Source organism: Rhizobium sp. K33, from assembly GCF_056501445.1.
This window is the reverse complement of record NZ_CP096478.1, coordinates 3,028,986-3,040,308: the sequence shown is the minus strand read 5'-3', so window position 1 is coordinate 3,040,308 and position 11,323 is coordinate 3,028,986. Positions and strand designations below refer to the sequence as shown.

The window sequence follows — 11,323 nt, the reverse complement described above, 5'->3', positions numbered from 1 at the left end:
GTGTTTTCAGAATGTTGCCGCAAACGAAAATGGCCGCACTCGGGGTGCGGCCATCGTGTTCGGTAGCGTCAGGTGATCAGGTTCTGAGGACGCGGTAGATCGCCGGTATCACCAGGACTGTCAGCAGGGTCGAAGAGATCAGGCCGAAGAGCAGCGAGATTGCCAGCCCCTGGAAAATCGGGTCAGTCAGGATCACGGCTGCCCCGATGATGGCGGCGAGCGCCGTCAGGAGGATCGGTTTGAAGCGGATCGATCCGGCCTTGATCAGCACATCGGTCAGTGTCTTGCCCTCGTGGTCTGCATGACGGATGAAATCCACCAGCAGGATCGAGTTGCGGACAATGATTCCGGCGAGCGCGATGAAGCCGATCATCGAGGTCGCCGAGAAGGGCGCGCCGAAGAGCCAGTGACCGCCGAGGATGCCAATGAAGGTCAGCGGCACCGGTGTCAGGATCACCAGCGGCACCTTGAACGAGCCGAACTGGGCGACAACCAGGATGTAGATGCCCAGCAGCGCGATCATGAAGGCGGCGCCCATGTCACGGAAGGTGACCCAGGTGACTTCCCACTCGCCATCCCAGAGCAGGGTGGCCTGATCTTCGTTGGTTGGCTGGCCATGCAGCGAGATCACCGGCTTGGGAAGGCCCGTCCAGTCCTGCGCGTCGATCGCCTCCTGAACGGCCAGCATGCCGTAGAGCGGAGCCTCGAAATCACCAGCAAGTTCGGCCGTCACCATTTCGGTGCTGATGCCGTTATGCCGGTAGATCGGCAGCGTCGTCTGTTCGTCGAGAACGCGCACGACGTCGCCGAGTTCGACGACACCCTTGTCGCCGGGCAGCACATTGGCTGGCATGGGTGTCGAGAGGAAGCGCTCGTCAATTACCTTTTCGCCCTTGGCGCGCTCCAGTCGGATCGGGATCGGCGGGCGACCCTCGCCACGATGGGAATAACCGATCGTCTTGCCGTTGGAGAGAATGGCGATCGTATCGAAGACATCCCCTTCCTCGACCCGGTAGAATTCCGCGTCGTCGGTGGAGATCACCAGCCGCTTGCGCGGGGCCTCGACCCCATAGGAATTGTCGACATCGACGATGAAGGGCACCGAGCGGAAGGCGGCCTCGACCTTGGCGGCGACAGCGCGGCGGATTTCCGGGGTCGGGCCGTAGATTTCAGCCAGCAGGGTTGCCATGACCGGCGGGCCCGGCGGGGGCTCGACGACCTTGAGACTGGTACCCTCAGGCATTGCGATATTCGCGATCTGCTGACGGATATCGAGAGCAATATCATGGCTCGTGCGGTCGCGATCGCCCTTAGGCGTCAGGTTGATCGCGACATCACCCTGATAGGGCGCGGCGCGCATATAGGCATGGCGGACCAGGCCGTTGAAGTTGAAGGGGGCTGCGGTGCCTGCATGGGTCTGGACGGAAACCACTTCCGGCATTTCCAGCACCTTGCGTCCCACGGCCTGGGCAACCGCGTCGGTTGCCTCCACCGAAGAGCCTTCCGGCAGGTCGATCGTCACCTGCAGTTCCGACTTGTTGTCAAACGGCAGGAGCTTCACCGTGACATGCTTGGTGTAGAAGAGGCTGAGCGAGCCGAGAGTGAGCAGGCCGACCAGGATCAAGAAGATCCAACTGCGAGTTTTGGTGGCGAGGATGGGGCGAGCGGTTGCCGCATACATCCGACCCAGCATGCCGCCGGTCTCGTGATCGGCATGGGCATGCACAGGGGCATTGCCCGCGACCTTCAGCATCAGCCAGGGCGTGACCATGACCGCGACGAAGAAGGAGAAGATCATCGCAGCCGAGGCATTGGCCGGAATCGGGCTCATATAGGGGCCCATCATGCCGGAGACGAAGAGCATCGGCAGGAGGGCGGCCACCACGGTCAGGGTCGCAACGATCGTCGGATTGCCGACCTCGGCGACGGCTTCGATGGCGCTGCGCCGCCGCGAGCGCCTGTCGCCCATGCCCCAGTGACGGGCGATGTTCTCGATGACGACGATGGCGTCGTCGACGAGGATGCCGATCGAGAAGATGAGCGCGAAGAGGGAAACGCGGTTCAGCGTGTAGCCCATCAGGCGTGAGGCAAACAGCGTCAGCAGGATCGTCACGGGGATAACGATGGCGACCACCAGGGCTTCGCGGCGACCGATCGACAGCCAGACAAGAGCGATGATCGAGACGGTGGCGAGGCCGAGGTGGTAGAGGAGCTCGTTGGCCTTTTCGTTTGCGGTCTCGCCATAGTCGCGGGTCACCTCGAAATGGATGTCGTCCGGGATCAAGCGTCCTTCCAGGGCTTCGACTCGTTGAAGGATCGCCTCGGCAACCACGACAGCATTCGAGCCGGCGCGCTTGGCGATGGCGAGCGTCACGGAAGGCACCCGCTCTACGGTTTCACCCTGCTTGCGCAGCGTCGAGACGAGCGCTTCCATCGTGTCGGTTGCAAAATCGATCGTCGCGACATCGCGGACATAGACGGGCCGGCCATCGCGGGCGGTCAGCAGCAGATTGCCGATCTCGGCGGGCGTGGAAAGCGTTTCACCGGCAAGTACGTCAATCTGGCGACCGCCCTCGCGGACCTGAGAGGCGGGCATGGCCGTATTGGCGCCGCCGACCTTGCCGGCGAGCTGCTGCAGCGTGATGCCGTAAAGGGCGAGCTTTTCCGGCTGCGGCGAGATGCGGATGACCTCGTTGGTCTCTCCGACCACATAGGTGAGGCCGACATCTTCGACCTTGGCAACCTCGTTGCGCACCTCGCGCACGATGCGCGTCAGGTCGTTGGCGCTGACATGGCCGCCTGCGTCGGTCGTGGGGGAGAAGGTGAGGGTGACGATCGCGACGTCATCGATGCCACGGCCGACCACCTGGGGTTCGGCAATGCCGACGGGGATGCGGTCGATATTGGCGCGAACCTTGTCATGGACGCGCAGCACGGCGGCGTCCGAGGAGGTGCCAACCAGGAAGCGCGCCGTCACCATGACCATGTTGTCCATGGACTGGGAGTAGATGTGCTCGACGCCGTTGATGCTCTTGACGATGGTTTCGAGCGGCTCGGTGATCAGCTTCTGGGCGTCGTCGGCGCGCAGGCCTGGGGCCTGGACGATGATGTCGACCATGGGCACGGAGATCTGTGGCTCTTCCTCGCGCGGCAGGGTGAGCAGCGCGACGAGGCCGAAGGCGAAAGCAGCGATCAGGAAAAGCGGTGTCAGCGGCGACTTGATGAAAGCGCGCGTGAGGTTGCCGGCGATGCCCAAATTGGTCATCGGGGTATCGTCGTCTGGCTCACCAGCCGCAGGGGTGTTGTGATTGGGGTTCGTCATTTCGTCACCACGACATCACCGGCTGCGAGGCCGGAGAGGATTTCGACCTGTGTCTTGCCGCCGAGTTCAAGGGCCTCGCCTGCGACGACGGCGCGTTCGACGACCTGATCATTTTCCCGCACACTGACGAAGTTGACGCCGGAGCGGTTGGTGAGTGCTGTTGCCGGCACCAACAGAGCCCGACGCTTGCCGACGGGCAGTTCGACCTGAACCCGCGCGGCGACAAAATCGGTATCGAGGCCATCGACCTCGACATCGGCAGTCACCCGGCCACCTTCGATCTGCGGATAGATCTTGACGAGTTCACCCTCGAGCGTTTCGCCGCCGGTCTCGATCCGGATGGGAGCGCCCTGTGAGAGATCCTGTGCATGGCGCTCAGGGATCGCGAGCCGCAGGAAGAAGCCGCCGCCGGCAAGGATCGCGACGGTCTCGCCCGCCATCACCACAGCGTCGCGGGTGACGGGAACGGAGATGACGCGGCCGTCGGAGGGCGCGATGACGGCACCTTCGGAGGCCTGCTGGACGAGGACGGAGCGCTGGGCCTCGGCCTGGCGAACCTGGTTGGTGATCACGTCGAGTTGCGTCTTCAACTGGTCGAGGCGTTGGGAGCTCGCGGCACCGCTGCGAACCAGTCGCTCGGCGCGGTCGAGCTCAACCTCGGCATCGCGCAAGGAGGCGTTGAGGCCCTGAAGCTGCGCATCGACCGCCTTGATCTGGAAGTCGATCTTGTCGTCCTTGACCTCCGCGATCACGTCCCCCGCCTTCACGATATCGCCTTCGGTGACATCGAGACGAACCAATGTGCCGCCGAGCCGGGCTCTTGCCAGCACACTGTTTCTCGGCTGGATCTGGCCATAGACCGCCTTCATTTCCGGGATGTCGACGGCTTCGAGCTTGAGCTCGGCGGCTCGCGTTGCTGTCAGCCCCAGCGTTGTCGCGGCGGCAACGAGGATCGTGAAGGCGGCTTTGTGCATAATCATTTTCCTCAGAATGCGGTGCCCGGGCGCAGGCCCAACTTGCGGAAAATCATCGCGGCCGGGCAGAAGCCGGTGAATGCCGACTGCAGCATGTTCACGCCGATGAAGGCGGTGAACCAGACAAACCCGGGGTGCACGAAATAAGTGAGTAGCAGTGAGAGCAGGACCATAAGGCCGGCAAAGGCGAGGACGGCGCGATCAATCGACATGACATTCTCCTTAAGATACATATCTACGATAATACGTATATATTAGATGAGTGGATGTCAAGGCGCTCACCGACCTAGGTCACGCGAGAGGCGTCAGGCGGCGCAGTCGGAGGTCTTGCAGAAACTATTGTAGAGCGTGCCGATCACGGCACGCGCCGGTTCGCTTTCGATGCGATACCAGATGGTCTGGCCATCGCGGCGTCCGGCGATGATCTTCTCACGCCGGAGGAGAGCGAGATGCTGGGACACAGTGCTGTCGCGAATGCCGAGAAACTCCGCCAATTGCCCCACGGAATGCTCGCCATCGGCAAGCCGGCACAGGATCAGCAAGCGGTATCGGTTCGAGAGCGATTTCAGGAGTTCGCTGGCCATGTCGGCGCCAGCTTTCATCTGTTCAGGGTCAATCTTCATAGATACGAATATATCGTAGAAAAGCAGGTTGGCAAGAGTTGACATGGTGGGCGGCGACCAACATATATAATAAAATATATGTTTTATGGCGACGCTTGCCCGCGTGCGCTGTGTCAGGAGGCTACATGAGCATTCGCAGCATCGATCCCAACTTCCACGTCACGGGTCAGATCAAGCCATCCCAGGTGGATGAGATCGCTCGGCTCGGTTTCAAGACTGTCATCTGCATGCGGCCTGACAACGAGGGTTTCCTGCAGCCGAGCTTCACCGAGGTCGCCGATGCCGCGCAGAGTGCGGGCCTCGACGCGCATTACCTGCCGGTGGTTCCGGGCTCCATGCCGCTCGATCAGGCGACGCAGCTGAAACATCTGTTGAGCAAACAGACGGGTCCGATCCTCGCCTACTGCGCTTCCGGACAGCGCTGCGCGGCGGTCTATGATCTGGCGAAAAGAACGCCTTGACCGTGTGACGGCCTAACCCGGCTCGGACCAGCGCTTCCTTCATTAGGGGCAGCTACTAGATTTACCAATCGACGCGGCAGACGATATGACCTTCTATGGCCTCTCTCGTCTGGAGCATCGCTGATGGATCAATTGCGTGCCGAACACGACCGGGTGCAGCGATCAGTTCACCCAGGAATTGAGCAATTCCTGGCTGAACCGGTCTGGTGTCTGGCCAGCAGCTATCTTGCGCATCCCGCATTCGACAATGCGGTGCTCACCTATTGCCGCCGGATCGTCGAGCCCAGTGCCTTCCGCTGGCCTGTCAGCAAGATCTTCGCTCAGAAGATGCGCTATATCACCTGTTACATGCTGATCGGTCTGGCTGCCCGTTTCGACGCCGGCAAGGGTCCGGCGCCGACCATGACACTGCTTCAGACCGTGGTTCCGGGAAGCTCCCGCCAAGTCAGCGACCTGATCGCAGGTCTGAGAGCTGGCGGCTACGTGGAGGCGCATCGCAACGCGCAGGACAGACGGGAAATACGGCTGCGTCCCACAATGCCTCTGGTCACGGAAATCGCGCGCTCGCCGATGGCTTTCCTGGAAATGTCCGGAATGCTGGAGGACCACGGACTGTTCGAAGCGCTGAGTGCCGATCCGTCGCGGATCAGCAGCCTCATTGCACGATCGACCGAGGCGTTCCAGTCCAGCGACATCCTGTTCGCCCCCTTCGAGACGATCGTCGAGTTCACGAACCGCGACAGCGGATATTCCATGCTTTGCGCGCTGATGGGCGCCTATCTCGCCCGGCAGGCGGGCGAGGACTGGGCGCTTCCGCTAACCTATGATGCGCTGGCACACCGCTTTCAGGTGTCCCGCCAGCATGTCGGCAATGTGCTGGCCATCGCGACCAAACGAGGTCTCGTCTCCCTCCATGCCGGCGCCATCCAGGACGTCGATCCGACTTTGATCACCGAGTTCTCGTGCTGGGCGGCGGGCCAGATGGCACATTTCAGAATGCAGGCCGCCTGAGCCCCGAGATTGTGCGTGGCAGAGGGCATTCTCCAAATTGATTTAGATATTCTTTAATTACTGGTGCGCTAACTTGATCACAGATTGCAGAATCAGGATCTGCACGGGGCCCAGGCGGCCGCGATCATTGACACAAGGTGCGTGCCAGCGCGGGCACGCAGCAGGAGGAAATGCAGATGAACACGACGTCGAATGCCGCTGATGCCCTCGAAATCATCGCCTTTCGGCTTCATCATCAGGAATTCTGCGTCAAGACGACCTCCATCCGCGAAATTCGCGGCTGGGCACCGGTGACGCCCATTCCTCATTCTCCTTATGAAGTTCTCGGCGTGATGAACCTGCGTGGCACGGTCATTCCGATCGTCGATCTGGCCGTCAAGCTTGGCATGCCCGCGGCCCAGGCCACCGAGCGCAGCGCCGTGGTGGTGACGGAAGTCAATGGCATGACGGTGGGCCTTCTGGTCGATGGCGTGTCCGATATCCTCACGGTGGCGGGCAGCACGCTGCAGCCGCTGCCTGCGGCGACCGGTCCGAGTGCGGCCTTCTCGGATGGCATCATCGCGCATGAGAAGAGCATGATCTGCTTCCTCAGCCTCGAGCGGATGTTCGGCGAAGACGACCCGTCTTCCTGGGGCATGGCTGCCTGATCCAGAGCGGACTGCGGGGGAAGGCGACTTCCCTCCCACCTCTGGCGACGCCTCGTCACACTTTGTTTTCCATGGCTCGCGAAAGAGTTGTGCCAGCCGGCGCCGCTCACGGAGAATTGCGACTTTTTTAAGTGTTTGAGCCCAGCTTTGGTGGCGAACGGCTTCCGCAATTCCCATGTTTGTAGCAGGATGTCGTCAGAGGAGCACCGAGGTGACGCAGTCCCCGCATAACCTGACAGAAGACCTTCTGAGCCGTCTCAGCGAAGCGCTGGCCGGGACCCATGGTCGCGCGCTCTCGGTCGAGGCCGTGAAGTCGCTCGTCCAGCTCGAGGTCCAGGATTGGAACATGGATCACTCTGCGGAGGCGAGCCCGCCAGTGACTGCTCGTTTCGAGCAGCCGCTGATCGGTCACCGCATCCGGCTTTCTTCAGAGTAACCCGCCTCAGTTCTGTACTGAAATCGTACAGCTGATCCGGCGATCGTCATAGAGCTTGGTCAGATTGCCGCCGAGTTTCGTGTTCGACATCGGCCGGAACGACGCGAATTCCTTCTCCATCTCCAGGTCATTGGTCACGGACACATAGGGTTCGAGCCAGGCAATCGCCGAGAGATTGTTCTTCAGCCCGGGTTTGACCGTCTGGCTCTTGCCGTTGATCTTCTGGACAATCTTCGGATCCTTGACGGCTGCGATCGAGAAGCGGGCCATTTTCGTCAGCTTGTCCAGATCCGCGCCGCCCTTGCCATAGCCTGCCTCGCAGTTGCGCGCGACGGAGGTGACGAGCGGTGCCATGGCGTGCAACTGGTAATGCAGGGCATATCTCTGCCGGTTCATCTCGAGCGGCAGGCTCCCGTCACTGTCTGCGTTGGTGATCATGTTATCATTGCTGAGGATGGACCATTCGACCAATCCGCGGTCGCGGTTCAGCACACCCACTTCCCCGACCGCCAGGCTCGCCCAGGCGCGCAGGTTGTTGCGGGAGGCACCCTTGGTCGCTTCGTTCTCGAAGAAGTAGACGATCTCCTGCGCCCTCTTTTGCAGCCATTTTTCGATGATGCGTTCGCGGTCATGAAGTCCCGGCACCTGGTCGCGGCTTTCGGCGTAAAGGATGGCCAGCCCGCCGATGCGCGAGGGTACGGAGAGCTTTGCGTTGAAGGTGCGCATGTCACTCAGCGCATCGGCTTTCGCCCAGGCATAGATCGAGTCAACAACGCAACGCTGGTAGGCGCGGCGGGTGGCGACATCCTTTTCGCTCTCCGCCTTGGAGACGATCTTGGCGAGGTTCTGGATGAACTGGTCGATCGGCTTCAGGGCCTTGGTGACGGCCGCATCCGATTCTTCGTCGATGTCGGACCTCGTTTTCGAATCCGCCTCGTATCGGCTGCCGAACCCAAGGCTGATCACCGGCGTGGGGGTCTTGAAGCAGGTTTCATCGGCTGCTTTGGCGAATGACGTCGAGGTCAATGCGGCGGTGAGAGTAAGCAGCGAGGCTGCGACGTGGCGGTTCAGTGTCCATCTGGTGCGATTGGCCAATGATCAACCCTCCGTTCCTGCGTTGTTGAGTTTGAGGACCTGGGTGGCGGCGGGATATCCGGCCTCAGCGGCCTTTGCCATCCAGGCTTGTGCGGCATCGAGGGCAGGGCGTGTGCCCAACCCGTAGGCGTAGGATTGCGACAGGAGGAACATGGCCTCCGCATCGCCGGCTTCGGCCGCCTTCTTCAGCCAGCCGAAAGCAGCCATGATCGACTGCGTGTCCTTGGCATCGTCGCGCAGAAGCTTTGCGACCTCGCGCATGGCGACCGGCTGACCGGCTTCGGCTGCCTTCTGGTAGAGCGCCTGCACGTTGATGCTCTGGGAAACCTGACGCTGGATTTCCGGCTTCATGTTGGCCAGCATGAGGAGTTTTTCAGGCACATCCTGCAACTCCGAGCGCTCGACGAGTTCGACAAAGATCGCGCTTGCCTTCTGCGGGTCATAGCTCTCGCGGGTGTTGTCGGCATAATGCTTCACGAGGCGATAATAGGCGGCGGGTTCACCGCCTTCACGCGCTGACTCATAGAGGTCGAGTGCGTGCTTCTGCATGTCTGGACCGTTGAGTGCCATGAAGACATCGGCGATCTTGACCTGCCTCCAGGCGTCCTCGCCGGCAATATGCTCGGCAATCGACAGCCAGCGCTGCACGTCCTGACGCTCATGGCGGCTGGCAAATTCAGCCAGCGCCATCGTGTCATCATAGTCGCAGCGCTGCGTGCTGATCGCCTGTTGATAGAAGCGGGTGCGCTCTTCGGCGGATGCCGCGTTTTCAGCCAGGAGCAACTGGGCCGACATGTCGCCGCGATCCCGCATGACATCGCCGAAACGGGTGAGCGGGGAGGAGAGCGGATCCATATCCGGGCCCTCCAGTTCCTGGAGCAGGCGAACGGCACGTCCCGAACCGGTTTCGGCCAGCGGGTGCAGGATTTCCTTGGCAAGCGCAACGCTCTCCGCATCCGTCGCGTAGTTGTTGACGAGGAAGCGGGCGAAGCTCAGGCCGGCATCCACGGTCATGCCTTCGCCGGTCATCTGGATGCTGCGCTTGGCGTCGTTGATACGACCTTTTTCGAGGTTCTGCTTGAACTCGAGCAGTGCCGCCTCGACGGTTGCGCCGCGACGCACTTCCGCGCGTTCTGCCCAGAAGCGAAGAACCTGATCGGAGTAACCTGCCCCCTTCAGATAGCGCTGGTAGAGGGCCAGAGCGCTCGCTCGACCGTATAGCGCCTGGGTCTGGATCGCTGCGATCACCATGGGATCCTTGAGCTCGGGCAGCTTGTCGATCTGCTCAGGCGCAAGGTCCAGCGTCTTGTTGCCGGCTCCGGCCTCGATATTCGCCCAGTAGTCGGATGCGGCGACGTCGGGGCCTGCCGGATCCATGCAGAGATAGACCCGCTGGAGCTTGGCGATGGCGTTGATTTCGCCATTGATGTGGATCGCGCCCGAGAGAAGGTCGGTCGAGCGGGCGATGGTCTCAGGGGAAAGGTCCTCCCGCATCAAGAGTTCGGCCAGATCGATCCCGCCCTCGATATCACCGCGCTTCACGGCTTCTTCCAAGAGCGGCTTCACTTCGGGGGCCGATTTCCAGATGCCGTCGCGCGTCTGGATCACACGGGCGAGACGGGTAAACGCCCATGGCGGCGGGTCCTTGCGGGCGATCAGCCGGCGCAGCAGGTCTTCATAGGCGGCAGCATCTTCCGGTGAGGCGTCCTTGGTCTGCTCCAGAAGCTGGGCTTGCTTGATCACACCGGCCTGGTTGCCGGCAGCCTCCGCCTGCTTAAAATAGGCGAAGGCCTTCTCCTTGTCTCGCGGCACCAGAGCGCCCTCGGCATAAAGACGGCCCATCTCCAGGATGGCAGCCATGTTGCCGCCATCGGCAGCCTTTTTCAGGTATTTCAGGAGGACATCGTTGTCCTTGACGACCTTCTCGCTGAGGAGGTTCAGTTCAGCGACTTCCCATGCGGCAGCCGTATCGCCGAGATCGGCGGCGAAACGGTACCAGGCCATGCTGAGTGCGGGGTCCTTCACCACGACCTCGCCATCGTCATATTCGCGGGCCACACGGCTGATGCGGTCGCAGATCCCCTCGTCGAGGACGCCGACCAGCGACCCGAACGCCATGTTCACGGCCAGTTCCGGCTCAATCTCCCAGCCCTCGACGGCTTGTCCGTCTTCGGTGAGACGCGCGAGATCCAGGATGGCGTCGGCATTGCCGCCATAGGCGGCCTGAACCTTCAGCTTGAATCCGGCTTCCTTGTCCTGAGCGATGCCCCTACCTTCGATAAGGTAGTCGGCAAGCGTGTTCAGCGAGCCTGCCGGATGGCCCCCGATATCGATCAGTTTCTGCACCAAGGCCTCTTCGCGGACCTTGTCGCTTTCGCCCTTGGCCAGCATCAGCTTTACGCGGTCGAACAACGCGTCCGTTTCGCCGTAGTTCTTTCTGACGGTCGGCATCAGTTCCTGGATGCGGGTGATGATCGGCTCGAAGCGACGGGCGTCGAGATCCCGCATCCGGTTCATGTCGCGGGTGATCGCGAAGGTCGCGCGCTTCGGCAGCGCCTTCTGATCCCAGGTGGTCCATTCGGCGATCATGTCTTCGTCACGCACCCGCGGGGTGCAGACGGCGGACTTCGGCAGTTCGACATCCGGTGGCGCAAACCGGACGTCGATGGCGGCCGTACGGCCCGGGGTTCCGGCGGCCATCGTCATCACGCCTGCCATCAGCAGCGATTTCGCCATTCTTGCAATCGTCATGAT

10 protein-coding genes are annotated in these 11,323 nt (G+C 61.6%); 4 read left to right on the top strand and 6 right to left on the bottom strand.

What is annotated here, in order from left to right:
• Positions 1-76 precede the first annotated feature (76 nt).
• The 4 genes from M1E12_RS14855 to M1E12_RS14840 all read right to left on the bottom strand — a co-directional run bounded on the left by M1E12_RS14855 (position 77) and on the right by M1E12_RS14840 (position 4,919).
• Positions 77-3,265, bottom strand: coding sequence for an efflux RND transporter permease subunit (locus tag M1E12_RS14855; RefSeq protein WP_479562338.1), 3,189 nt, complete (start codon positions 3,263-3,265; stop codon positions 77-79).
• A 53-nt stretch (positions 3,266-3,318) separates the two neighbouring features.
• Positions 3,319-4,296 carry an efflux RND transporter periplasmic adaptor subunit gene (locus tag M1E12_RS14850; RefSeq protein WP_479562337.1) on the bottom strand — a complete coding sequence of 326 codons (978 nt, stop codon included), beginning with the start codon at positions 4,294-4,296 and terminating at the stop codon, positions 3,319-3,321.
• A gap of 11 nt (positions 4,297-4,307) precedes the next feature.
• Entirely contained in the window at positions 4,308-4,508 is a 201-nt protein-coding gene (locus M1E12_RS14845; protein ID WP_479562336.1) for a YgaP family membrane protein, read from the bottom strand.
• Positions 4,509-4,601: 93 nt separating this feature from the next.
• Complete coding sequence (locus M1E12_RS14840; protein ID WP_113458907.1) at positions 4,602-4,919, bottom strand: ArsR/SmtB family transcription factor; 318 nt, start codon at positions 4,917-4,919, stop codon at positions 4,602-4,604.
• A gap of 125 nt (positions 4,920-5,044) precedes the next feature.
• On the opposite strand from M1E12_RS14840, the gene M1E12_RS14835 reads away from it, so the two are divergent.
• From M1E12_RS14835 to M1E12_RS14820, 4 genes are all read left to right on the top strand, one after another.
• On the top strand, positions 5,045-5,380 hold the full coding sequence (locus M1E12_RS14835) for a protein tyrosine phosphatase family protein (protein WP_479562335.1): 336 nt from the start codon (positions 5,045-5,047) through the stop codon (positions 5,378-5,380).
• A gap of 123 nt (positions 5,381-5,503) precedes the next feature.
• A complete protein-coding gene (locus M1E12_RS14830; RefSeq protein WP_479562334.1) occupies positions 5,504-6,391 on the top strand; it encodes a MarR family transcriptional regulator in 888 nt (295 codons plus the stop codon).
• Positions 6,392-6,567: 176 nt separating this feature from the next.
• Positions 6,568-7,038, top strand: a complete 471-nt coding sequence (locus tag M1E12_RS14825) for a chemotaxis protein CheW (protein WP_113458937.1) — start codon at positions 6,568-6,570, stop codon at positions 7,036-7,038.
• Positions 7,039-7,249: 211 nt separating this feature from the next.
• Positions 7,250-7,474, top strand: a complete 225-nt coding sequence (locus M1E12_RS14820; RefSeq protein ID WP_136537901.1) for a hypothetical protein — start codon at positions 7,250-7,252, stop codon at positions 7,472-7,474.
• A 6-nt stretch (positions 7,475-7,480) separates the two neighbouring features.
• Here M1E12_RS14820 and M1E12_RS14815 read toward each other — a convergent pair whose 3' ends face one another.
• The gene (locus M1E12_RS14815; RefSeq protein WP_479562333.1) at positions 7,481-8,569 is read right to left on the bottom strand and encodes an alginate lyase family protein; all 1,089 of its coding nucleotides are present in this window, start codon (positions 8,567-8,569) and stop codon (positions 7,481-7,483) included.
• Positions 8,570-8,572: 3 nt separating this feature from the next.
• Positions 8,573-11,320, bottom strand: a complete 2,748-nt coding sequence (locus tag M1E12_RS14810; protein ID WP_479562332.1) for a tetratricopeptide repeat protein — start codon at positions 11,318-11,320, stop codon at positions 8,573-8,575.
• Between the last annotated feature and the right edge of the window lie 3 nt (positions 11,321-11,323).